Below are 21,426 nucleotides of genomic sequence, written 5' to 3'. Positions count from 1 at the left end.
CAGTGACCCTCCAAGTGGTGGGGATGGTCAGATCCAGCCGTAATCGGCCAGTGATAGCGGCGTGCCTTCACCCACGATGATGTGGTCCAGCACACGTACCTCAACCAAGGCCAACGCCTCGATCAGGCGATTGGTGAGCACCCGATCGGCGCCGCTCGGTTCCGAGCAGCCGGAGGGGTGGTTGTGGCACAAGATCACCGCGGCGGCGTTGTGCTCAAGAGCCTTGACGACGACCTGGCGCGGGTACACGGAGGCGCCGTCGATGCTGCCAGTGAAGAGGATGTCGAAGCTCAGCACGCGATGGCGCGAGTCCAGGCAGAGCAGGGCAAAGACCTCATGGAGATAGGGCGCGAGCTGCAATTTCAGGTAGGACGCGGCATCGCATGGCGTGATCAGTTGCTCGCCGCGCTCAAAGTAGCGTTGATCCAGCAACTCCAATGCTTTGGTGACCAGCGCATTTTCGCGGGCACGCTGGGTCAGTGCAGGGTCGAGACGTTCGACCCGATTGGATGCAGTGTTCATGGGCAATTCCTCGTGGGAGACGGAGCGCTCCCTAGGGGAGTGCCCCAGGCAGATGGGAGAGGTGAGTCACAGACGTGTAAAACGATGACGCGCACCGTGCAGCTGGCTGTGGCAGCCCTCGCACGGGTGGGTGGAAAAGGCCTGAATGCCTACGCCGGTGTGCGGATCGAAATCGGCGCTCAGGGGCAGCAAGGCCTGCAGTTCGATGCGCATTTGGGTGATGCGTTGTTCAACTTCAGCCTCGGCGTAGTAGAGCGACAGCGCGCTGAAGTCGTCGTAAGCAACCGCCTGCAGGCAGTCCTCACAGAGCCAGAAGCTTTCCATGGCGACCTCCGACGTGAGTGAGCAACAGGCGCTCTTGGGAGCGCCTGTTGCTGATGGTCAAACTGCCTCAGGCAGACTGCCGAGCTGCGGTGGTTTTGCGCGCGGCGGTCGGAGTTGGCTGACCTTGATCGGAGTCACCGTCAGTGTCTGCCTTAACTCCCTCCGCCTCCGCGTGCTCAGATCCCTCAGCAGCGGCGGCAGCTTCGGTGCGGGCGGGCGCACGGTAGCTGAACTGGCCATCGACCTTGATCCACTCGATGAAGATCAGACGACCTTTGAGGCTGGCGCCGGGTTGCCCCTTGCGTTCGCCTTTCTCGTACAGGAACGGATCGACCCAAAGATCGCCGATGCGAAACGCGATGAGTACCTTGCGTTCCGCGCGGACGTCTTCCAGGTGCTCACGGATCAGCCGCTCGGCTTCACCGCTGGCGACCTTGCAATCGAAGCGGGTGTACTCGACGTCGTCCGAGGCACCGTGCAAGGCCGCGATGTCACAGGCCATGAACGCTTGTCCACGGCGGACCGGGACTTCGCGAACACGGTTCAGGTAACCGATGCCTTGGGTATGCAGGTTGAAGTAGGTGGTGGGGGCGTTATTGCTTGCAGTAGTCATGGTGGAGCTCCTGTTCAGCAGAAACGCGGACATCCACCGGCCCTGGCGGCTGGTGAGTTCCGCAAGGGAGGTGCAAAAACGTGATCGGTGTAGAGGGCGCTCATCACCGACGGGTCGGTGACCGTGCGAGCTGCCGAGCGCGAGTCGCACTTGGGAAGAACCACCCGAAGCGGGCGCAGCCTTGAAGGTCCTGGCTGCCTGGGTGCTGTCAACGACAGCGGAGTGCAACTCTTCTATAAAACGCTGCCAAAGGCGCGTCAACTGAGGAATGTAGGTGGTCTGGTGAAGCGGAAGCGGGTGGTCCTTAGTGGATTCTCAGCGGCGAAAAAATAGCCCGACGGTCATCAGGCTAGGAGCAGTTGGACCACCTTTGACCCGGCGATGTGGCACCGGAGTTCGTCGCTAAATCTCCGCTGCCGATCCACCTGGATCAACCGACCCTTGTCGTGGCCTGGGTCGGAATCAACTGGCACGCATCCGCGCACAAAAGGTGCCCAGTATTTCGCCGGCGGGCACCGGGGCTGAGCATCGTCGCCGAAGCGGATGACCCGTACAGCCTGGTGCAAGCTGCACGGGTCATCCGCCGAGAGGACTTGGAACGCTGAGAAGGCATCCTAAGGAGCGGTGAGGGTGGCTCCGAACTCAACGAGTCTGACCGAACTGCCCGGAGCTTATCGGTCTAGGGTCGCCAAGCGGCGAGGGGCCTGATCACTACACCAGCGCCGCGGGGTGCCGTCAAGTCATGCGTTCTTCGCCCGTTTCGATTTCGCCACCGGTTTGGTGCCTTTGCAATCCGGGTAGCGGATGCAGGACCAGAAGCTGCCGCTACGGCCTTTGCGCTGGCGCATGGTGCTGCGGCACACCGGACAGAAAGGCCCCTTGCTGGGCGGTGTGCGCAGGGTGAGCGAGGCGTTACTGCGCACCAATCGGGTGAGCCACTCGGCCTGCTTGGCCAGAAAGCTCTCGACGCTCAAATGTCCCGACTCGATGCGGTCCAGTGCCTGTTCCCACAGCGCCGTCAGCACCGGGTCGGCCACTTCCGGCGGCACCGCTTCGATCAGGGTGTGGGCCGCGGCTGAGGCGGCCAGGCTGCGTTTCTTCTTGGTCAGGTAGCCATGGTCGATCAGGCCTTGGATGATCGCCGCGCGGGTGGCTTCGGTGCCGAGACCGCAGCTGTCCTTGAGCTTCTGCTTGAGCCGTGGGTCGTTCACCTGGTTGGCGATAGTCTTCATCGCCTTGACCAGCGTACCTTCGGTGTAGGCTTTCGGTGGCTGCGTGCGCTGGGCAATGGCAGCGGCGTCGGTCAGCGCCACCGAAACGGATTCGCGGAGTGTGGGCAAGCGCTGCGTCTGTTCGCCGGGCTCATTGCCGTGGGTTTCGTTGATCACCGCTTTCCAGCCGCGGGCCAAGATCTGCTTGCCGCGCGCAAGCAGTGGGTCGGCTTGGCACTGCAGCAGCACCTGGGTCTTCAGGTACTCATGCTCAGGGAGAAACTGCGCGAGGTAACGGGCGCGTATCAGTGCATAGACCGACCGTTCAGATTCGGAAAGCTGCGTCAGGTCGAGCGTGATCGCGGTAGGAATGATGCCGTGGTGCGCGGTGATCTTGCCGTTGTTCCAAGCACGAGAGCGCCGGCAAGGGTCGATCTCTTTAATCGCCTGCCCCAGCGAAGGGCTGGCGGCGACCAGGGCATGGAGGATGCGCGGCACGTCGTCGAGCATGGTCTCGGGGAGGTAGCCGCAATCGGTTCGTGGGTAAGTCGTGGCTTTGTGGGTTTCGTACAGGGCCTGGGCGATCCCCAGCGTTTCCTGGGCACCGAGCCCGAGTTTGGCCGAGCAGACCTCCTGCAGCGTACCCAGATCAAACGGCAGCGGCGGGCCCTCACGCACCTGCTCGACCTCGATGGTCTGAACGCGCGCCGTCTTCTGTTGGCTTAAGCGCAGCGCGGCTTGCTTCGCGGCCGCTTCATCGAGGCAGCGGCCAGCGTCATCGCAGGCCGCTGCCGGCGATTGCCACTGAGCTTTGAAGCTGATGCCGTCAGCCTCCAGCTGAGCGTCAACTCTCCAGAAGGGTTGCGGCACAAAGCTCGCGATTGTCCGGTCGCGCTCGACGACCAGGCGCAAGGTGGGGGTCTGTACGCGGCCCACCGGCAGTAACCCATCAAAGCCGGCGCGGCGGCCGAGCAGGGTGAACAGTCGGCTCAGGTTGATGCCCACCAACCAGTCGGCGCGGGAGCGGGCCAGCGCACAGTGATACAGCGGCAAGGTCTGTTCACCTGGACGCAAGCTGGCCAGCGCTCGGCGAATCGAAGCCTCATCCAGGGCGGACAGCCACAGGCGCAGGATCGGCCCCTGGTACTGACAGCGCTCGAGAATCTCCCGGGCGATCATCTCACCCTCGCGATCCGCATCGGTGGCGATGACCACCTCGGCGCAGGTGCGCAGCAGTTGGTTGATCACCTTCAACTGGCTGGCGACCTTTGGCTTGGGCACCAGCTGCCAGCAGGCGGGAATGATCGGCAGATCGTCCAGCGACCAGCGCTTGTAGTCGCCGTAGGCTTCAGGCGGCGCGGTTTCCAGCAGGTGGCCAACACACCAGGTGACGGTGACATGTTGGCCCTGCAGGCAGCCATCACCCCGCTGGCTGGCTTGCAGCACCCGGGCAATGTCGCGGGCTTGGGATGGTTTCTCGCAAATGAACAGGCGCATACGCGGACCCTCTCGGTGGCTACCGACAGGGTGGAGGGATAGGAGGGTAAGGCCAGGGTAAAGTCGAAACGGGCGAGATCGGTTCGCCAGCTCAGCGGCTGGGGCAAGCGTTACTTGCGTTGCGCGAGGTGGCTTGCCAGTTTCTGCAGAAACTCCAAGGCGAACTGCTTGTCGGCGTCTCCCAGCTCCTTGAGGATCGAGGTGATTTGTTGACCCTGGTCCTGTGGGCGAGGGCTGATGGCCAGCAGCAGTTCGTCGGCCGGGCAGCCGTACAAGTCGGCCAACTGCAGCAGCTTCGTCACGGAGAGCTCAACCAGGCCACGCTCAAGCCGCGACACGGCCTCCCCGGTAATGCGCAGGTGCTCGCCGACCTGTTCCTGGGTCAGACCCCGGTCGCGACGGTACTTCTGCAACTGGCGGCCAATGTGATGTGGGCTAGGCTCTTTGACGGGCAACGGGGCGCTCTCCAATTCGACCCATATGGTTGACTACCCACCCACAGATATGAACGACTCAAAAGGTTGACTGACAACCCTATGAGGCGTATCACAAAAAATATGTGTATGACCGACCCGTCCACATGGAGGCATCAACTTGCACGGATCACACCAGAGTGAGGCAGACAAGTTAGCGATCAAGGCCTACGAGCTGTTCATGGCCACCCATCTGGAACCCGACAATCCGCAAGTGCGAGCCGAGTTGATCGCCTGGGTGCAGGAGAACCCGGCGCACTGGCGGGCATTCCTTGCCCTGGACCAGTGCCTGGCGGAAGTGAAGCAGTTGCTGAAGAGTGAGCGGCGTGGGAAAGTCCGGCGAAGTTGAACGTGCTGCAAGGCTCAGTGCTGCCCGCCGGGTGAGCTGCGCAGTCCCTGCGAAATCGCGCAGCGCCCGGTTGTTCCACTGAGTTCCACGGGTTACCCGGTCTTGCGCGGGGCCTTCTTGCCGCCGCCTTTACCATTGGCGCTGGGTTTTTCCTGGGCTTTCTCACGCATGGTTACCGATGCCAGGCGGTGTGGCAGGATACCAATGCGCCGCGCCTCGACTTTGAACGTTACGCGAGCGTTGTCTTCGCTATCCTCCCATTCCTCCTTGACCGTGCGGCCCTCGACCAGGACGCGCATGCCTTTCTGGAACAGCGTGCTCCAGTGTTCGGCGTCGCGGTGCCAGAGCTCGACGGGCGCCCAATACCCCCCGCGGTCCTCGTAGCCGCTCTCGCGCGGTACCGGGTTGTCGAAGTAGACGTTGAGCCGCAGCAGGCGCCGCGGTTCATCCGGGTTTGTATTGAACTCCTGGTATTCCGGAACGCTGCCGATGTTGCCTTCACCAACAAACAAAGTACTCATGCGGATGACTCCTCGATGGGGGAACGGGAAAGGGTGAGCTCTGCGGCCTGGAGCTTGCTGGCACCGCTAATGGCCTGGCGATATAGCGACTGCAGGCTGCTCATCTGCAGGTTCAGCACCACGCGGTTGGTCTCCAACTGGTACAGCGCCTGCCGCAGCTCAGGGTGCAGGTGCGGCTGAACCACGGTCTCTTGCCACACCTGCACGCCCATGCGTTGAAAGTCCGGACTGCGCCAACGCAGAAAATCGGTGCCCGTCGCGCTGTGCTGCACCACCAAGCGCAGGTCCAGCAACGAGAAGGGTGGCTGCGCCATGATTGCCAGCATCACCGCCATCAACTCGGCGACCTGTGTGCGCAGGCGCAGGATCGTCTCGGCGAACTGCTGCAGCTCCCCCTTACCCTTAAAAGGCTTTAAAAGGCCTTTTAGGGAGGCACCTTGTGCGAGCTCGCGATAGGCATCTGCTGACAAGCGTCGGGCAATCGCATCCGCCAGGGTCATGGCTCACCTCCTTCTGAGAGTTCATCCGGTGCCGGAAGGGGCTGGGCCTCTGGTTGAATCGATTGATCTGCTTGACCCAGCTCATCGGGAGTCGAGGCGCTGGCGCCCCGCGTGATCGGTGGGGCGAATTGCGAGCGGTGGCTGCCCTCGAGCACTTTGCGCGGGGGCGTGCCGAACTTGTCGATCGCTTCACGGGCGCGAGCATTGTTGGCGGCCATGTCATCCCGGCTCACGCCCGCCAGGCGATAGCGCTGGGCCAGACCGAACAGGCTGCGCAGCTCGTGGGCGCCGCGATCGATCCAGGTTTCCATGTCAGGACGACCGATCAATGCGGTGTGGTGGGCGAGCAATACGCGGCGCACTAGGGTGTCGTAGTCGGTCAACAGGTAGACCGCGAGAAACCCGAGCTGACTGCCGATGAACAGCGGCAGGGTGACGGGATGGATGTTGAGGTTTTCGCCGATATCGATCTGGGTGGGCAGGGCGCGCTCCACTCGACTGACCTGTTTGGTCAGCGCGCGCATTTCGGCCTTGGCCTGCAGCAGCTTGTCCTCCAGTTGCAGCATGAACCAGTCGGCAAACGGATCATCCTGGCTGCTGGCATGCTTGAGCAGGTTAGTGACGCCGATGTAGCCGGCCATGCCCATGATCGGATGCACGCCTTCGCGGCCCATGCGGCCTTGCCACAGCCGCGCCGCATGATGGGTGTGCAGGGTGAGGGTGATGCTGCTGCGCAGGGAGCCCAAGTTGAGCTGGTAGTGATCGGCCATCGCCAGTACCTCGCCGTCGGAATGACGCCGACGATGGCCTGATCCGTGGCGCCCGACGCGAATCAACGCGAAGGTGGTTCGCTCGCATTTCCAGTCGGTGGACGTCCCTGGATTTGATGGCATTGGCATCAACTCCACTGAGGTCCACTCCCTAGGTCGCTGTGCCGATGCCGCGGCAGCGTTGTTTGAGTTCCTCCAGGCAGGAAAGTGCGAGGGGCGAGGCCGTGCGCTGACCACTGCGCTTGCTTCGCTCGGCGGGTGGCTCTGTGGGTGTGGGGCTCGCTATGCGCGAAGGCGGGTTCTTGGGATCAGAGGTCTCGGCACGAGCCGCCCACAGGGTGAATTCGCCTTGGCAGGCACGCTTGATCAAACCCATCAGGTAGGCAACTGGTCTTCGGATCTCGCCGCGGGCGCAACGCACCGCGGCTTCATTGATCACCGCTTGTTGCTGTTCGGGTTCGAGCTGACGCATTGCCTGGGTGGCCATGCGCCGCTCGTTCGCGTTTAGCGGTAAATCCTCCGGCCAGCGTGCCCGGCCAAACTCCACCTGCGCCAGTACCGTACTTTTTTTGCTTTGGTCTTTCTGTACTGTACGGCCGGCGTCGGCATCCCGAACCACAGCCGAAATCGGGTCATTGCGGCAGGGTTCGGAATCGGTGGCCGAGGCGTGAGAATTCCGAACGGGGTGGCGCTGGCCTGGTTCGGAATTTTCCGCATCCGCCCCTTGGTTCGTCAACGCCAGTGCACCCTGCTGTGCTGGTGGCAGTGAGCCGAGTCTGTCTTTGTCGACCTGAGCGACCTGCGGGTCGGACTGGATGTCTTCGATCACATGCAGTGCTACGTCACGTACGCCCTTGGTGGCGTGGCTGAGGTTCTGCTGCAGGAGGGTGGCATAACCGCTATCCAGTTCCAGCTGCTCGGCTGCGGTCAACGGATCGCCGTGCAGGACATACACGCATCCCCTTAGACAGCCCTTGGCATCACGCGAGCGGTTGACCAGGCTCAGCCAGCGGGTGGTTCGCAGGACGTTGAGGGCGCGGGCGATGGTCTCACGCGATGCCTGGTTGCCGCATGGACTGGTCGCCAGATACGGTTGCAGGTCCTCATACCGTGGCGCTTTGACTTGGCGCTCGGTAATCAGCCAACGCAGCACCTGCCACGTGTTGCGCTCCAGCGGCGTCAGTCGACGATCGAGGAGTAATGCCTGCGGCAAAGGATTGTTGTCGCCGTAATAGATCGTGCGAAGTGCTGGCTCCGCAGCAGCGGCTGATTGTCGGGCCTGTGCCGCTTGCCACTCATTGCGGCGGCGAAGGGCGTCGTAGCACTGGCGCACCACATCCTGCCAGTCGACCTCGTAGAAGCTCAGCATGGCGTGCCTCCGTACAGTTCAACCTGTTGCCAGACCAGGGTCAGGCTGATGTGTTGTTCCTCGGCCAGCATCATCATGGTGTCTAGTGGGTCGTTGTCTGGATCTTCGGTGCGCAACTGGCTCCAGCGATTCCACACCGCGTGTTCCTGCGCTTCGCTGAGCTGAACGGGCCGTCCGCGGTGAGTCTCGATTTTCAGCACGCGACGGCGCAGCGCCGTTTCCGAATGGTCCAGACCGAAGCAGCGGTACATGATCTTGGAGCTGGCGCCGAGCTTGAGGGCGCGGTTGATCAAGCGTTCGTTTTGCTCGTCGCGCTCCGCCTGGACGATCAGCCGGCGCAACACGGTGATATCGACCTTGACCTCGACCCAGGCGATCGAGGAATGCGCCAAGTGGGACAGGGTGGTCGGCGGCAACGACTGCAGGACCTCGATGTCTTCGTCGGCCAGGCCCAAGGCTTTGCAGCGCTGCAGGCGGCCATGGCGCAGCTCATGAAGCACCTGATTCAACATCGCATGGTTCAATAGATTGAAGGTCGTGCTCATGAGGTAACTCCTCACGTTAACGAGTGGACGATAGTGTCAGCTCGATCAACTGTCGGGCGTGGCGAATCAGAGAGTACAGCTGCTCCAACTGGGCATCGGGGAGTCGCTCAAGGCCCACCGTCAGTGCGGGGCGTTCGGCGAAGGGCAGGTCATAGGCGCCAATCAGCAACTGGCCGAACAGCGCGGCCGGCAGCTGCTGGCGTTGCTGCCAGGTCACGTCGTCCTGCAAGCGCAACAGAGCCGAGAGCAACAGCTGAACGCCAATGTGTCGTGAGTTAAGGTGCTCGCCGTGGTCCAGTGCCAGGGTGAAACCCAGACCCTCTGCGTGCGGGCAAACCATGGCACCGATATCGGCATATGTTGCCAGTGCAGTCGCTAGCGCGGCGCAGCGCTCACGCAAGGTAACGATGTCATCTTGTGCCGGGGCATAGGGGGAGGGCGAGTTTCCAGCCGACTCGCCGATCTCGATGGTAATTGGCGGTCCCGCAGACGGCGGCTCCTCATCACTTAGTGCCTCGCGGATGTGCGGTAGGCGGGGCTCAAGAATCGTCGAACTATCGCCCGCGCTACTCTCCTTGTCCAATACAGGCAGTTCATGGGCAGTTACTGCCGCGGCCTTGATGGCAGATGATGGCGAAGAAGAGTCGTCGTGTGCCTCCTGCGGAAGAGGCTGGTGAGTGTCCAAAGGAAGAGGCGAACGGCACGGTTCCTGATGCATCTCGAGGGCGAGCAAGCGCGGTGTCTGCTCCAGGTGTACTGCCATCCTGGCAATCAGCTCGTCCTGCAGCTCACTCAAATCTAGCTCGGGCTTTTCACCATCAAATGCTGATAGCACTTCAAACCACAGCAGTGCGAAGTGTTGAGGGTCTCCTAGATATTGGTTCCAGATCGACTCCGCCCGGCGTCGAAGGTTGATGAGGCGTCCGATGGCGGGTTTGCCCAGGCCTGCATACAACACTTGCGGGATGACCGGCAGCAGGTGTTCAAGGGTGTCGAACATGCGGCTGATATGTGATTGCGAGATTGGGTAGCCGCCCTTGCTCAAACGCATGGAGAGTTCACGTTGGCTGAGGGTGTCACCCGACTGCTGGAACATGTCCTGGAGCTTCGCCACCGCGAGGGCCCGCTCGATGAACGTGAGTTGGCCATGCAGATCACTCTCGGCCAGGTGCCCGAGCAAGGCATGCGACTCGGATTGCCAAGGACGAAACAGACAGTGGATGCGAAAGAAGCGCTCATCACGGGTTTCCTGCCAGAGCTCGCCGAGGATGCTCAAGCGTGTGTTCCCGCCGTTGCGAATGATGAAGTGCGGTTCATCCGGACGACGGGTAATCGCAGGTGGCTGATCCAGGCCACGTTCGCGGATTGATGCCTTGATCTCGTCATATAGCGGATTGCGGACGACCCGCGGGTTGAGCTCGTAAGGGCGCAGCTGTTCCAGGTTGACAATCATTGGTGTGTCGCCAATTGGTACCGGCGAGATGTCGCGGCCAGGCTTCTGCGGAAAATGGGCCTGCTGCAACTGACGGGTGATGTCTTCGGACGTCGGCGGCTTCATCACTCCCCCTCCAATCAGTCGCGATGGAGCAGTTGGCGGCCGGAAACAGCTGATTGGCCAGTAGCATGCGTGCTTGAGGCGGCCAGTCTTTCAGCCCACTGCGGGAACAACTCGACTGCGAGGGCGCGCATGACTTCCGCGGCGCAAGGACTGCGACTGCCAGGCGGCGGAGTGGGTTCGACACGGTGCGCAGGCAGCCCCAGCGAGGCGGCATTGGTGTAGGCCACACGGTCAGGAATCACCGTGGTGCAGATGCTGACATGGGGATAGTCCTTGAAGGAGGTCTGCAGGCTCTGCATGATCAAGCGCGTGTCACGGCGGTTGGCATTGACCTGGTTGAGCAGCAGCTTCACCGACGGCAAGGCGACGCCCAGATAACGGTAGGGCTCCAACTCGTCAAACAGCCCAAGCGTACCGCGGCGCAGCTCGCGCGCGGCGAGCATTTCTGGTGGCACTGGGCACAGGGCGCAATCCGAGGCGAGGACAACCATCTCCACGACCACGCTTCGCGCGCCCTGGGTATCGATGAGCAGAACATCGTAGAGATCTTCGAATGCTGGCAGCAGGTTGCGAAGGCGCAGGCGGCCATCGGCCGCGTGTAGCAGCAGGGTGCTGATATGCCCGGCGCGGTCGTTGGACACGATCAGATCTAGGTGTTGGATCACGGTGGCGGAAATCACCTGCTCGGGTGGCGTGAGCCGCTGCGCTATGAGCTCGTAGCTGCCGGCCTCACGAGCTTCGCGCAAGGCGTAGTAGCTGGACAGCGTGGGCTGACTGTCGAGGTCCAGCAACAGGACACGCAGACCGGCATCGGCGAGCACTCCGCCGAGATTCGCTGCGACGGTGGTCTTGCCTGCACCGCCCTTGGTCGAGATTAGCGAGAGGACGTCCATGGTTCAGTCCCCGGTGGAGAGTCGGTCCTGGACCCACTGTTCAATTTCCATTGAGTCCCAACCGACAGCGCGCGTGCCGATGCGCCGGCATTGCGGAAACTGACCGGCCTTCATCAGGTTGTAGATGTGCGAACGTTTGAAGCCGGTTTTCTGTTCCACTTCATCGCGACGCATGATGTGGCGGTCGGCAGTCAACGGGGCAGGGGTAGTCGGTTGCATGATGTCACTCCTTAGCACCGGGTGGCGCGTGGTGGGATGTGACAATCAGTGAAGGCCGGTAGAGCGCGAAAATCATTGCCAGGCAATGCTCGGCATTGCCTGGCTACACGAGATCAACCCCGCAGGACTTGGGCCAAATGACGGCGAGCGTCGGCAAATCTCCGATCAATGGTGTGTTTGCTCAAACCGCCCATCCCGGGGAATCGGATAGTAATGGCCTCAACCAATGCTGCCTGGCTTGGGTATATCGACTGCAGCTGGCCGTTTTTCGATTTACCCAGTGTGACATCCAGTAAGGCGCCGACAAGTAGGTTGTGCGTACCTTCGGACAGCTCGGACGGAATCCCGCAGGCCTCGAGCCGCGCTGAAAGCTCATTGTTGAGCTTGGCAAGCGCTGTCATTTCTGCAGTAGAGGTTTTCAGCTCCTCCTGAAGCTTTTCAATAATACGCGCTGACGCTTGGAGATCTGCTTGCTGAACCAGATGCGCATTCAAGCTGATGCATTCCGCATGATTCAAGTTTGGGGGAAACAGGAATTTGGGCTTCTGATCTGGAAAGTTGCGTATGAACCAAACCAATAAATCGGCGCGTCGAATACAGCAGTATTCACAATGGACTTGGTTGGATAGCGAGATAGGGCATCCGAGATAAGTAGCAGGCAGGTCCCCGCAGGCGATTGCGTCATAAATGCATTCGGTTGATTTGTCCAGCAGCGGCCATTGGGGAAAACACTTGAGTAGGCTACCGGGATGAGAGAGATCGACTCGCAAGATCTCGGCTTCGTGGTCGACGAGGTCACACCAGAGAATCGCGGCCTCGATAGGGTGGTATGAGCTTCTTATGGAAATCATGGCACACAGCCTCCTGCTGCATTCGTCCTAGAATCGCTGGCCGGAGTGGCCCGACAAGCGCGCCATTTTGAGAAGATCGTTAATGGATCCAATAATGAGGACAGTTGCTTGCGTCTAATGTTCTGTGGGGGCAGCGCAGCCGCGACAGGTTTCGACGCGGATCAATGTGTTATGTCGAACGATAATTTCCATAGAACAAAATGCGAAGAATGGGGGCGCAATGGGGAGGAACGCTTCAATACCTGAGAGAGGGAATTTTCATCGACTTTACGCATAAGCAAGATCTTTTATCTACTCCTTCAATTCTCAAACGGTTGGGATGAATTTTAGCCCATCATCGGAAAGCAAGCGATGGTCATGGAGCCAGTATTTGAAACGGTGAAAAGCCGGCACTCGACGCACATTATCAATAACGGTTGGCCGATGAGGGGTTGCTGAGAAAGATTCATGGACGCTGCCAGCTATTCTCCTTCTAGCGGCAACGACGCAGCCAGGGAAGCTCTTTGTCTTGGCTGGCGGTCACTTGCAAACCTAGAAAGACAAGGTGGCTCACACCCTTTCACTGCATAGGGGGGGGTGAAGGACTGGGGTATCCGATTTATCCCGACCATTTGAAATCGATCTACCAAGTCCGCCGATCCAAATGTGGCGCAGACCTCTACGCCACCTTGCCATTCAGATCGGTAGCCGCAAATTGGGTTGGCTGATAGATCTTGCTGCGAGCACGGCTACTCGCACAAGGCATCAGTTGCTCAATCCTTCCAGCTCGGTCTGGATCATGGTGGGCTTCGACTTCAGCCGCTCGAACAGCTTGGGGTCAGTCCAATGGGCACTAATCGCGGGAGAGAACTCAATGAGATCGAGATCAATCAGACCCATACGGGGATTCACAACATCCTCGTAGAAGCACTGCGCATACCCCGTTTCGGTTTCGTGCACGATTACGGAGTGGAGCTGAACGCCGCATTCACCGTTCTTCATTTCGGTGTTCTCCAAGGCGGCTTCCACCAGGCGGAAGATCAATCTGGAGAACTGTTCAGCACTCGGTGACACGGGGATGAGCACCCAGCGCTCTGAATGCCTGCGAATGGACGCAATGTAATCAGGATCATCCTGTGACCAGATCGCGACAGCGTGATCGAAGGCATCGATCAATTCACGAACGTCCCCTTTAAGCAGCCCAAAGTCGTACACCATCTGCCCGTGATCCAGGGCGTCAGCGTGCAAGAGCAGCTCCACTTTGTAGGAGTGCCCATGAATCGAGTGAGAGCAGCGGCGGGTGCTGCAGCCTCGCACGATGTGCGCGTTTTCGAATTTGAATAGCTTACGGATCAGCATGAACCACCTTTTTCTTTGCTGCCTTTCGACGGTACTGGGTCAAATCCACCGGGATGCAGTGGGTGGCAACGCAAGAGCCGGCGTAGCGTCAACCAGCTGCCCATCAGCGCGCCATGAGTTCGCAGTGCTTCTATCGAGTACTGGGAGCATGAAGGGTGAAATCTGCATCGATTGCCTAAGGCTGGGCTGATGAACAGTTGGTAGCCGCGCACCAATGCAATCAAGATCGCGTTCGGCCATCGCTTCATATCACGCTCCTTGCTGCCGGGCGCAGCTTGGAGCCTTCTGGGCTGTCTTCGATGCTGAAGCCAGCTTCTAGCAACTCGTCACGCAGGGCGTCGGCTCTCGCGAAGTCGCGCGCACTACGTGCTTTGTTTCTTGCTTCCAGCAATGACTCAAGATGCTGTCGATGACTCAGCGGTTGTTCCAAAGGCTCTACTGGCGGGCTCAAGGCAGCGAGGGCGGCGTGAGGCTCTTGCTGCAGTAGGCCGAGCAGTCCAGCAGATTTGAGCAACCGTGCTTTACTGAGCGACCGCATTTCATCTGTGCCCGCCCGATCAAGCTCCGACCGGATTACATGCAGCCGGGCCAGTGCCTCGGTCACGCCCAAGTCATTCTTCAGCGAATTCAGCACTTGGTCGTCCGGCGCCACATCAGCAGGGACGGCCAGCGAACTGACCTTCGACAGTGAGGTATAGAACCGAGTCAGGGTTTGGACAGCCGACTGCAGGCGCTGCGTATTCCAGTCCATCGGACGGCGGTAGTGGGTAGACAGCAGCGCGAATCGAATCGCTTCACCCGGTGCCTGAGCAAGCAGGTCTCGGACTAGCAATACGTTGCCCAATGACTTGGACATCTTCTGCCCATCAACGGTAACGAAGCTGTTGTGCACCCACGTGCGGCAGTAGAGTGTGCCGTTCGCACAAGCGCCCTGAGCAATCTCATTCTCGTGGTGAGGGAAAATAAGGTCTTGGCCTCCACCATGAATGTCGATGGTATGGCCCAGGTGTCGACCAATCATGGCAGAGCACTCTACATGCCATCCTGGCCTACCTCGTCCCCAAGGGCTGCTCCAGCCGGGCATTTCAGGGGTCGAAGGTTTCCAGAGAACGAAGTCCAAAGGGCTGCGCTTATAGGGTGCGACCTCGACCCTTGCCCCCGCTAACATGTCTTTAGGTGAGCGTCCTGATAGGTGGCCATATGCGGGGTACGAGGGGACATGGAAGAGCACATGCTCTTGCTCGACGTAGGCATGGCCGCGATCAATGAGTCGTTTGATCAGCGCGATGATCTCTGGAATATGGTCGGTAACACGTGGTTCCAGGTCGGGGGAGGCGACTCCAAGGGCTGCCATGTCCTCATGGTAGGCATCAATGAAGCGGCTAGTGATGTCCGCTATGGGAGAGCCTGACGCGATTGCTGCCGCATTGATCTTGTCGTCCACGTCCGTGAAATTTCGCGCGTAAACGACCTCGTTAAATTCGTGGCGCAGGACTCTGGCAAGGATGTCGAAAACTACTGCAGGTCTGGCATTGCCGATGTGCGCGTAGTTGTAGACGGTAGGGCCGCATACATACATGGTCACCCGATCAGGCTGCTCTGTGTTCAACGCTTCTTTCTGCCGGGTGAGGGTGTTGTGAAGGAGAATGCTCGACCTCATACGCTGATGCCTTCGATATGGCCTGCCTTGTCTTTAAAAGCCCTGAACGTCGCCTCGATCATCTCTCTTGTCACGTCTTGAGTGATGAAGACCAGGCGGGAGCGTCGGTCGTCAGTCGGCCAGGCGGGTAGCGGCGCAGACGGATGGAAGATGTGCTGCACGCCATGCAGGGCGATCGGCGTGTTTCGTCCCTCGATGTTAAGGATCCCTTTAACCCGGAGGATGTTGCTCCCCAGCAAGGTCATTAACACCTCGAGCCAGCATTCCAAAGCAAGCTCACTGATGGGGTTGTCGATGGTGAAGCAGAACGCACGAATTCGGTCGCCGTGGCGGTTTACGTCCTGTTGAGGTGCTCGCAAGCCCGCAGAGAACAGCCCTCGATTCATACTGTTCTCAGGCCGAGGTGCGGCTTGGAATTTAGGTGCAGCGCTGGCCTTGTACGCGTGCTCCTTTAACCAGCCTTCAACATTGGGGGACTTACCCTCGTGGGTGAACAGGCCCAAACCAAGAATCTTCTCAGCCTGCAGCTTGCCGTTCTGAATTTCCCACCGAGGTGCTGCCGGATTGATGTCGGCGAGCCGCTCAAGTAGATCGGCCCTGTGTTCTGGGCTCACGAGGTCACCTTTGGTGAGCAGCAGTACGTCAGCCATGGCTGCTTGCTTGACCGCTTCCTGATGACCATCAAGCGTTCCCATTCCGGTGGCCAGGTCTACTGTCGCGACTACACCATCAAGTCGATACTTTGGCGCAATTTGAGCATGCGTCATGAGCGTGTGGATGATCGGTGCAGGATCGGCCAAACCGGTTGTTTCGATCAGTACACGGTCAAACTGGCGGTTCCCTTCCCGCGAGAAACGCCATGTGATGTCTTGCAACGTCTGGACAAGGTCACCGCGAATCGTGCAGCAGATACAGCCGCTGCCCATCTCCATGACGATGTTCTCGTTACTGTGGGTAACCAGAAGATGGTCGAGAGCCATTTCACCAAATTCATTGATGATGATCAGTGTGTTGGCAAACGCTGGCTGCCTCACCAACTGGTTTAGCAATGTCGTTTTGCCGCTTCCCAGGAATCCAGTCAGCAGCGTGACTGGGATCAACGAGCGCAGCGATTCACTTCCCATGATCAGCCCCATGTCGGTGAGGAGCAGACCACGCAGCAGCGTCATGAGGATGCAGGCTTTCCAAGTGTCTGACGTGGATTCTTGGGGCTCGGTAGTTCGAAAGGGCTGCACGAATCCGCCGTGCGGCATCTTCTACGAACATGAGATTCTGTCCATTCAATGCTGCGAAGGCTTGTTCGTCGGCTCGTTTCACCGCAGTCTGCACCGGCGTACCCAGCGCATTTTCTACCGAGTCGATCAACGAGAGGAGGCCCAGATTGGTAGCGTCTTGATCAATCGAGACAGAGACACGCGCCTCGCTCCGCTGGCTATGTGGAGTTGCAGTGGATGCGTTTGCACGCAGCCATTGCGCCACGATCGCGGGTTCAACTGCGGACTGACTTGTGAACGCTTTCAGGAAGCTTTCTTCGACTAGTTGACGCGACAATGCGGCTGAACAGGGGCACGTTGATGAGTAGCCAATCGTGGCTTCAACGCTCAAGGAAAAAGCGCCCTCTACCAAGGATGCCTTTACGTTCACTGGGTACGATTTCCAGCCAGACAAACCCTCGGTGACGAGTGCCGGTCGGCGCACGAGGAGATCAAAGTCCAGCTCAAGGCGAGCGCTTCGGCTGTCACAATCGTGATGGCTTTCGATCATGCTGCTGAGCAACTCACGAACATGCATTGGTGAGATGTGACGATCCTCTCCCCAGCTGTCCAGCAGGCGATAGAGCCGGGACATGTGGATGCCCTTGACTTGGGGGGCAGGGAGATCGACTTGTACATCCGCTCTGGCATGAAGCTCGCGGTGATAGCCCGCTTCGTCAATCGTCACCGGTATGTCGATGCCTTGCATGCCAACCCATTCCAGGGGGCCAAGGGTCGGGGCAAGATCGGTGACGGAAACGTCGGGTAGTTGTGCACTCATTTGGTATGTCCGCAGGTGTCCGGCCCTCCCATGACAGGAGAGCTCTTTCAATTCAGTTCCAGCCTGGAAGTGGGTTGGCCAATTTCATCCAGCCCTTCGGGCCTAACGCCATTTCATCATCGGTGAGCAAGCAGGCATCGAAGCTTGCGCGCAGTGTGGGCTCATCCATGTCCATGCCGATGAGTACGAGCTCCTGTCGTGCATCGCCCACGTCCTTGTCCCACTTGGCGCGAATGTTTTCGACGGACTCGGTATCCGTCGGCCAGCGGTCTTGTGGGATGGCTGCCCACCAGTAGCCCGCTGGGCCATGGCGGGCCACAGCGCCTGCTTGCGACCAGTTTCCCGCCATTGCCGGCTCGCTGGCGAGCCAAAAGTAGCCTTTTGAACGCACAACGCCTGGCCATTCACGCTCCACCAGCTCATGGAATCGCTCGGGATGGAATGGTCGACGGGCGCGGTATACGAAGCTGCGGATCCCATACTCTTCCGTTTCAGGTGTGTGGGTGCCGCGCATTTCCTGCAGCCAGCCCGGGGCTCGCGAGGCCTCGTCGAAATCGAACAAGCCAGTGTTGAGCACACGATCCAGAGGGACTTTGCCAAATTCTGAAATCTCGACCTTTGCTCGAGGATTCAAGCTGTTGAGGATCGCGATGAGTTGTTGCTGTTCATCCTCACTGACCAGATCAATCTTGTTGAGAACGATCACATCACAGAATTCAATCTGCTCGATCAGCAGATCTACTACGGTGCGAGCATCCTCTTCTCCTAGCGATTCACCTCGCGCCTGCAAGCTGTCGCGCGAGCTATAGTCGCGGAGGAAGTTGAACGAATCCACCACCGTGACCATGGTGTCGAGCCGAGCGACTTCACCGAGGCTGCGACCATCTTCACCTTCAAAGGTGAAGGTCTCCGCCACGGGCAGGGGTTCAGAAATGCCAGTGGACTCGATGACTAGCTGATCGAATCGACCTTCTTTGGCGAGGCGATCTACCTCAAGCAGCAGGTCTTCACGCAGGGTGCAGCAGATACAGCCGTTGCTCATTTCAACCAGCTTCTCATCGGTACGGGAGAGCTCTGCGCCTCCCTCACGAACCAAGGCAGCATCGATGTTGACGTCACTCATGTCATTGACAATGACCGCGACCCGTCGACCTTCTCGGTTATTTAGAATGTGGTTGAGCAGCGTGGTTTTACCGGCTCCCAGAAAGCCAGAAAGGACTGTCACAGGAAGCTTTGTCGCTTCACTTAAATGTTGGGTTGTCATCAGGAGGCCTCACGGAAGGTTGACGGGAGTAGCGGACTCGTCGGTGCTAACTGTCGGAGGTGCGATCGAGCTTGCTACAAGTCGCGCATTTCCCATGGAGCTCGATGGTTGAGCTGCCCAGGGAAAACACGTTTTGCTTCATCCAGGTGCCGAGGTACTGGGTGAGCGATGGGACGATGAACTCATCGACGTGGCCGCATGAGTCGCAGATTGCAAACGCCCTTACACCTTGCTCGGTGGGAGGAGGAGCACATCTCACATAGGCATTCAGAGATTCCAGGCGATGCACCAAACCACGTTCGGCGAGACAGCCAAGTGCTCGGTAAATCTGTATGGGGGCCTTGAAACCCTCGCCCTTCAGACGCTCAAGGATTTTGTATGCGCTCAGCGGCCTGCTCGACTGCTGAAGGGTTGCCAGCACCCGTTGCTGATTAGTGGTCAATTGCATGCGCCCCCCTGTTGAACGTGAACCTTGAGTCTGAACATCCATATATGTCATGTTATAACGTAACATTATCAAGTGCGCCACAAAAAAGTCGCGAGGGCGTGGAAGGGTTACGGGCGGTTGAAGGCGTATGAGGTGCCGAGATTCTGTCTGGCGGGCGGAAATTTTTGAATGTGCGGAAGGTGTATGAACAGACGTAGCTTGTTGAAATTTATCTTGGCTGGACTAGCGCTGCCGGCCTCGTTTGCTGCGCAGGCGTCCCAGGCAGTTCGGCGGGTGAGCGTCGTTCGTTCGGGGAGATCTACCAAGCTTCTCCTCGACCTGAGCGGCCCGGTGCTGGCGACCAGCTTCAGCTTGGAATCTCCGCCGCGTCTGGTACTTGATCTTCAGCAAGCTGCACTCGATACGACGTTGGACGGTCTCTTGCTCGACGGTACACCGATCCGCGCTGTACGTAGCGGGAAAACACCCACGGGGGATCTGAGAATTGTCCTGGATCTGGCCAAATCAGGTATCCAAGGGGAGCTTCGGCCTATCTCTGGCAATGGGCGTAAGTTGGAGCTGCTTCTTCCTGATCTACCTGTCAGAGGGAGCGTCGCCGCCGCTGCTACTCAGCAATCACCGGCACAGGCAAAGGAGAAGGCCAACCGAGACCTGCTGGTAGTCATTGATGCGGGACATGGCGGCAAAGACCCGGGTGCGGTTGGTGCAAAAGGGGAAAAAGAAAAGATTGTTGCGCTCCAGATCGCGACGCTGCTGGCTAAACGAATTGATGCCCAAAAGGGTTACAAGGCCCGGCTCGTGCGCTCCGGCGATATCTTCTTTCCGCTACGCAAGCGAGCCGAGGTGGCGCAGCGTCTGAACGCTGATCTATTCGTCTCTGTTCATGCTGATGCAGCCCCAAGACTTACCACTTCAGGGGCATCAGTCTTTGCGCTGTCGCAGAATGGCGCCAGTTCTTCCATGGCGCGTTGGATGGCTCAGCGAGAAAATGGGGCTGATTCTGTTGGTGGCGGCTTGGCCGTGAAGCTAAGGAAAGACGATCCGATGGTTGCTGGTGTGCTGCTCGACATGTCGATGAATGCCACCATTTCAACCAGTTTGGATCTTGGCCATCAGGTGCTTTCGCAGTTGGGACAGGTTTCGGGGCTGCATCAGTCGAAGGTTGAGCAGGCTGGGTTCGCGGTACTCAAGTCTGCGGCCATACCATCAATTCTGGTCGAAACAGGTTTCATCTCCAATGTCGGGGATTGTCGACGGCTGCACGATACACGTCACCAGCGCAAAATTGCCGATGCGATTTTCGCGGGGGTGGATAGCTACTTCCGGCAGCAGCCACCACCAGGCAGTCTGATCGCCTCTCAGGCCAGGGCCGAAACAGCCTGAGGGATAGCGCACTCTCGCGACGCTGCAGCCTGCTCAACGTCGCGAGATCCTGATGTCAGCCGCGGGTCAATCGCTGAGCGGCCTCGATGGCAAAGTAGGTGAGTACGCCACTGCAGCCGGCTCGCTTGAACGCCATTAAGGACTCCATGATGACCTTGTCCGGATCCAGCCATCCATGATCAATGGCGCCCTTGATCATCGAATACTCACCGCTGACCTGATACGCAAAAGTCGGAACGGCGAATGTGGCCTTGACGCGCTGAATGATATCTAGATAAGGCATGCCTGGTTTGACCATGACCATGTCCGCACCTTCTTGAAGATCCAAAGCAACCTCTCGCAGGGCCTCGTCGCTGTTTGCGGGATCCATCTGGTAGGTGCGCTTATCGCCTTTCAATGCTCCAGAGGAGCCGAGGGCATCCCTGAATGGCCCGTAAAAGCCAGAGGCATACTTGGCCGCATAGGACATGAGTCGTACGTCTTTGAGATTTGCTGCGTCGAGGGCTGATCTCAATACGCCGATGCGTCCGTCCATCATGTCTGAAGGCGCGAGCGTGTCGATGCCAGCCTGTGCCTGGACAATTGCCTGTCGCGCCAGAAGCTCAAGGCTTTCATCATTAGCTACCAAACCCTTGCGCAGCACGCCATCGTGACCATGGTCGGTGTAGGGATCCAGGGCTACGTCGCCAATGAGCCCGAGGGTAGGGAAGGTCGACTTCAGTAATCTGGCTGCCTTGCAGACCAGGTTGTCCGGATTAAGCGCTTCGCTGCCTTCGCTATCTTTTCGCTCTGGTGACGTCGCTGGAAACAGCGCGATAGCGGGAATTCCGAGCTCCACGGCTCGCCCAACATGGTCAACGAGCGCGTTGAGGCCCACCCTTAGCTGGCCTGGCATTGAGCTGACGGGTTCATTTAGACCCGCACCCCCTTTCAGGAAAATGGGCCATATCAGATCGTTTAAGGACAGCGTGTTTTCAGCTACCAGCCGACGTGTCCAGTCGTCAGCACGGTTACGACGAGGACGTACGGCAGGATAGCTTCCTAGGGCTGGAAAGTGATTCATGAGTCAGTCTGTATTAGCGAG

The 21,426-nt window shown here is 59.1% G+C and carries 24 protein-coding genes; 2 read left to right on the top strand and 22 right to left on the bottom strand.

Annotated features, from left to right (window positions below):
• Nucleotides 1-27 precede the first annotated feature (27 nt).
• From CWR53_RS12690 to CWR53_RS12670, 5 genes are all read right to left on the bottom strand, one after another.
• On the bottom strand, nucleotides 28-522 hold the full coding sequence (locus CWR53_RS12690) for a JAB domain-containing protein (RefSeq protein ID WP_100851732.1): 495 nt from the start codon (nucleotides 520-522) through the stop codon (nucleotides 28-30).
• A 66-nt stretch (nucleotides 523-588) separates the two neighbouring features.
• Nucleotides 589-846, bottom strand: a complete 258-nt coding sequence (locus CWR53_RS12685; protein ID WP_100851731.1) for a hypothetical protein — start codon at nucleotides 844-846, stop codon at nucleotides 589-591.
• Between the two features lie 67 nt (nucleotides 847-913).
• Nucleotides 914-1,459, bottom strand: a complete 546-nt coding sequence (locus tag CWR53_RS12680) for an STY4534 family ICE replication protein (protein ID WP_100851730.1) — start codon at nucleotides 1,457-1,459, stop codon at nucleotides 914-916.
• Between the two features lie 740 nt (nucleotides 1,460-2,199).
• A complete protein-coding gene (locus CWR53_RS12675) occupies nucleotides 2,200-4,167 on the bottom strand; it encodes a DNA topoisomerase III (RefSeq protein WP_100851729.1) in 1,968 nt (655 codons plus the stop codon).
• Between the two features lie 110 nt (nucleotides 4,168-4,277).
• Nucleotides 4,278-4,622 (bottom strand): helix-turn-helix domain-containing protein, encoded by a 345-nt coding sequence (locus CWR53_RS12670; RefSeq protein WP_100851728.1) that lies wholly within the window; start codon nucleotides 4,620-4,622, stop codon nucleotides 4,278-4,280.
• Between the two features lie 139 nt (nucleotides 4,623-4,761).
• Between CWR53_RS12670 and CWR53_RS12665 the strand changes: the two genes are divergently transcribed.
• Nucleotides 4,762-4,989 (top strand): hypothetical protein, encoded by a 228-nt coding sequence (locus tag CWR53_RS12665; protein WP_100851727.1) that lies wholly within the window; start codon nucleotides 4,762-4,764, stop codon nucleotides 4,987-4,989.
• 92 nt (nucleotides 4,990-5,081) lie between these two features.
• Here CWR53_RS12665 and CWR53_RS12660 read toward each other — a convergent pair whose 3' ends face one another.
• The 16 genes from CWR53_RS12660 to CWR53_RS12585 form a co-directional block, all read right to left on the bottom strand.
• Nucleotides 5,082-5,510 carry a single-stranded DNA-binding protein gene (locus CWR53_RS12660; RefSeq protein WP_100851726.1) on the bottom strand — a complete coding sequence of 143 codons (429 nt, stop codon included), beginning with the start codon at nucleotides 5,508-5,510 and terminating at the stop codon, nucleotides 5,082-5,084.
• Entirely contained in the window at nucleotides 5,507-6,010 is a 504-nt protein-coding gene (locus tag CWR53_RS12655) for a DUF3158 family protein (protein WP_100851725.1), read from the bottom strand. Before CWR53_RS12655 ends, CWR53_RS12660 begins: the two co-directional genes overlap by 4 nt.
• A complete protein-coding gene (locus CWR53_RS12650; RefSeq protein WP_100851724.1) occupies nucleotides 6,007-6,780 on the bottom strand; it encodes a PFL_4669 family integrating conjugative element protein in 774 nt (257 codons plus the stop codon). Before CWR53_RS12650 ends, CWR53_RS12655 begins: the two co-directional genes overlap by 4 nt.
• Nucleotides 6,781-6,931: 151 nt before the next feature.
• Nucleotides 6,932-8,149, bottom strand: coding sequence for an STY4528 family pathogenicity island replication protein (locus CWR53_RS12645; protein ID WP_100851723.1), 1,218 nt, complete (start codon nucleotides 8,147-8,149; stop codon nucleotides 6,932-6,934).
• Nucleotides 8,143-8,694 (bottom strand): DUF2857 domain-containing protein, encoded by a 552-nt coding sequence (locus CWR53_RS12640; RefSeq protein ID WP_100851722.1) that lies wholly within the window; start codon nucleotides 8,692-8,694, stop codon nucleotides 8,143-8,145. Before CWR53_RS12640 ends, CWR53_RS12645 begins: the two co-directional genes overlap by 7 nt.
• A gap of 16 nt (nucleotides 8,695-8,710) precedes the next feature.
• Nucleotides 8,711-10,252, bottom strand: coding sequence for a ParB family protein (locus tag CWR53_RS12635; protein ID WP_100851721.1), 1,542 nt, complete (start codon nucleotides 10,250-10,252; stop codon nucleotides 8,711-8,713).
• Between the two features lie 14 nt (nucleotides 10,253-10,266).
• The gene (locus CWR53_RS12630; protein WP_100851720.1) at nucleotides 10,267-11,145 is read right to left on the bottom strand and encodes a ParA family protein; all 879 of its coding nucleotides are present in this window, start codon (nucleotides 11,143-11,145) and stop codon (nucleotides 10,267-10,269) included.
• A gap of 3 nt (nucleotides 11,146-11,148) precedes the next feature.
• Nucleotides 11,149-11,364: an AlpA family transcriptional regulator gene (locus CWR53_RS12625; RefSeq protein WP_100851719.1), complete on the bottom strand. Its 216-nt coding sequence runs from the start codon at nucleotides 11,362-11,364 to the stop codon at nucleotides 11,149-11,151.
• Nucleotides 11,365-11,477: 113 nt separating this feature from the next.
• The gene (locus CWR53_RS12620; RefSeq protein ID WP_100851718.1) at nucleotides 11,478-12,215 is read right to left on the bottom strand and encodes a hypothetical protein; all 738 of its coding nucleotides are present in this window, start codon (nucleotides 12,213-12,215) and stop codon (nucleotides 11,478-11,480) included.
• Nucleotides 12,216-12,959: 744 nt separating this feature from the next.
• Nucleotides 12,960-13,553, bottom strand: a complete 594-nt coding sequence (locus CWR53_RS12615; RefSeq protein ID WP_100851717.1) for a 6-carboxytetrahydropterin synthase — start codon at nucleotides 13,551-13,553, stop codon at nucleotides 12,960-12,962.
• On the bottom strand, nucleotides 13,547-13,801 hold the full coding sequence (yidD, locus tag CWR53_RS12610) for a membrane protein insertion efficiency factor YidD (protein WP_100851716.1): 255 nt from the start codon (nucleotides 13,799-13,801) through the stop codon (nucleotides 13,547-13,549). The genes CWR53_RS12615 and yidD overlap by 7 nt, the downstream gene beginning before the upstream one ends.
• Complete coding sequence (gene cysS / locus CWR53_RS12605; protein ID WP_100851715.1) at nucleotides 13,798-15,213, bottom strand: cysteine--tRNA ligase; 1,416 nt, start codon at nucleotides 15,211-15,213, stop codon at nucleotides 13,798-13,800. Before cysS ends, yidD begins: the two co-directional genes overlap by 4 nt.
• On the bottom strand, nucleotides 15,210-16,382 hold the full coding sequence (locus tag CWR53_RS12600; RefSeq protein WP_219995113.1) for a GTP-binding protein: 1,173 nt from the start codon (nucleotides 16,380-16,382) through the stop codon (nucleotides 15,210-15,212). Before CWR53_RS12600 ends, cysS begins: the two co-directional genes overlap by 4 nt.
• The gene (gene folE2, locus CWR53_RS12595; RefSeq protein WP_100852638.1) at nucleotides 16,327-17,247 is read right to left on the bottom strand and encodes a GTP cyclohydrolase FolE2; all 921 of its coding nucleotides are present in this window, start codon (nucleotides 17,245-17,247) and stop codon (nucleotides 16,327-16,329) included. The genes CWR53_RS12600 and folE2 overlap by 56 nt, the downstream gene beginning before the upstream one ends.
• A 52-nt stretch (nucleotides 17,248-17,299) precedes the next feature.
• Nucleotides 17,300-18,511 (bottom strand): zinc metallochaperone GTPase ZigA, encoded by a 1,212-nt coding sequence (gene zigA / locus CWR53_RS12590; protein ID WP_100851714.1) that lies wholly within the window; start codon nucleotides 18,509-18,511, stop codon nucleotides 17,300-17,302.
• Between the two features lie 46 nt (nucleotides 18,512-18,557).
• Nucleotides 18,558-18,959 carry a Fur family transcriptional regulator gene (locus tag CWR53_RS12585; RefSeq protein WP_100851713.1) on the bottom strand — a complete coding sequence of 134 codons (402 nt, stop codon included), beginning with the start codon at nucleotides 18,957-18,959 and terminating at the stop codon, nucleotides 18,558-18,560.
• 183 nt (nucleotides 18,960-19,142) lie between these two features.
• Between CWR53_RS12585 and CWR53_RS12580 the strand changes: the two genes are divergently transcribed.
• A complete protein-coding gene (locus CWR53_RS12580) occupies nucleotides 19,143-20,342 on the top strand; it encodes an N-acetylmuramoyl-L-alanine amidase (protein ID WP_100851712.1) in 1,200 nt (399 codons plus the stop codon).
• Nucleotides 20,343-20,397: 55 nt separating this feature from the next.
• On the opposite strand, the gene hemB is transcribed toward CWR53_RS12580, so the two are convergent.
• A complete protein-coding gene (hemB, locus tag CWR53_RS12575) occupies nucleotides 20,398-21,405 on the bottom strand; it encodes a porphobilinogen synthase (RefSeq protein ID WP_100851711.1) in 1,008 nt (335 codons plus the stop codon).
• Nucleotides 21,406-21,426: the final 21 nt, after the last annotated feature.

The organism is Pseudomonas sp. SGAir0191 (assembly GCF_002812565.2).
Taxonomy (GTDB): Bacteria; Pseudomonadota; Gammaproteobacteria; order Pseudomonadales; family Pseudomonadaceae; genus Aquipseudomonas; species Aquipseudomonas parafulva_B.
The sequence above is the reverse complement of the archived record's forward strand: the minus strand, read 5'-3'. Positions and strand labels throughout refer to the sequence as shown.

What these genes read in the sequence shown, in the direction of transcription:
- yidD (WP_100851716.1), bottom strand. Translation starts at nt 13,801, where the DNA reads ATGAAGCGATGGCCGAACGCGATCTTGATTGCATTGGTGCGCGGCTAC.
- CWR53_RS12685 (WP_100851731.1), bottom strand. Translation starts at nt 846, where the DNA reads ATGGAAAGCTTCTGGCTCTGTGAGGACTGCCTGCAGGCGGTTGCTTAC.
- CWR53_RS12635 (WP_100851721.1), bottom strand. Translation starts at nt 10,252, where the DNA reads ATGAAGCCGCCGACGTCCGAAGACATCACCCGTCAGTTGCAGCAGGCC.
- folE2 (WP_100852638.1), bottom strand. Translation starts at nt 17,247, where the DNA reads ATGAGTGCACAACTACCCGACGTTTCCGTCACCGATCTTGCCCCGACC.
- CWR53_RS12615 (WP_100851717.1), bottom strand. Translation starts at nt 13,553, where the DNA reads ATGCTGATCCGTAAGCTATTCAAATTCGAAAACGCGCACATCGTGCGA.
- hemB (WP_100851711.1), bottom strand. Translation starts at nt 21,405, where the DNA reads ATGAATCACTTTCCAGCCCTAGGAAGCTATCCTGCCGTACGTCCTCGT.
- CWR53_RS12625 (WP_100851719.1), bottom strand. Translation starts at nt 11,364, where the DNA reads ATGCAACCGACTACCCCTGCCCCGTTGACTGCCGACCGCCACATCATG.
- CWR53_RS12580 (WP_100851712.1), top strand. Translation starts at nt 19,143, where the DNA reads ATGAACAGACGTAGCTTGTTGAAATTTATCTTGGCTGGACTAGCGCTG.
- CWR53_RS12640 (WP_100851722.1), bottom strand. Translation starts at nt 8,694, where the DNA reads ATGAGCACGACCTTCAATCTATTGAACCATGCGATGTTGAATCAGGTG.
- CWR53_RS12690 (WP_100851732.1), bottom strand. Translation starts at nt 522, where the DNA reads ATGAACACTGCATCCAATCGGGTCGAACGTCTCGACCCTGCACTGACC.
- CWR53_RS12630 (WP_100851720.1), bottom strand. Translation starts at nt 11,145, where the DNA reads ATGGACGTCCTCTCGCTAATCTCGACCAAGGGCGGTGCAGGCAAGACC.
- zigA (WP_100851714.1), bottom strand. Translation starts at nt 18,511, where the DNA reads ATGACAACCCAACATTTAAGTGAAGCGACAAAGCTTCCTGTGACAGTC.
- CWR53_RS12680 (WP_100851730.1), bottom strand. Translation starts at nt 1,459, where the DNA reads ATGACTACTGCAAGCAATAACGCCCCCACCACCTACTTCAACCTGCAT.
- CWR53_RS12650 (WP_100851724.1), bottom strand. Translation starts at nt 6,780, where the DNA reads ATGGCCGATCACTACCAGCTCAACTTGGGCTCCCTGCGCAGCAGCATC.
- cysS (WP_100851715.1), bottom strand. Translation starts at nt 15,213, where the DNA reads ATGAGGTCGAGCATTCTCCTTCACAACACCCTCACCCGGCAGAAAGAA.
- CWR53_RS12660 (WP_100851726.1), bottom strand. Translation starts at nt 5,510, where the DNA reads ATGAGTACTTTGTTTGTTGGTGAAGGCAACATCGGCAGCGTTCCGGAA.
- CWR53_RS12585 (WP_100851713.1), bottom strand. Translation starts at nt 18,959, where the DNA reads ATGCAATTGACCACTAATCAGCAACGGGTGCTGGCAACCCTTCAGCAG.
- CWR53_RS12655 (WP_100851725.1), bottom strand. Translation starts at nt 6,010, where the DNA reads ATGACCCTGGCGGATGCGATTGCCCGACGCTTGTCAGCAGATGCCTAT.
- CWR53_RS12620 (WP_100851718.1), bottom strand. Translation starts at nt 12,215, where the DNA reads ATGATTTCCATAAGAAGCTCATACCACCCTATCGAGGCCGCGATTCTC.
- CWR53_RS12675 (WP_100851729.1), bottom strand. Translation starts at nt 4,167, where the DNA reads ATGCGCCTGTTCATTTGCGAGAAACCATCCCAAGCCCGCGACATTGCC.
- CWR53_RS12645 (WP_100851723.1), bottom strand. Translation starts at nt 8,149, where the DNA reads ATGCTGAGCTTCTACGAGGTCGACTGGCAGGATGTGGTGCGCCAGTGC.
- CWR53_RS12600 (WP_219995113.1), bottom strand. Translation starts at nt 16,382, where the DNA reads ATGACGCTGCTGCGTGGTCTGCTCCTCACCGACATGGGGCTGATCATG.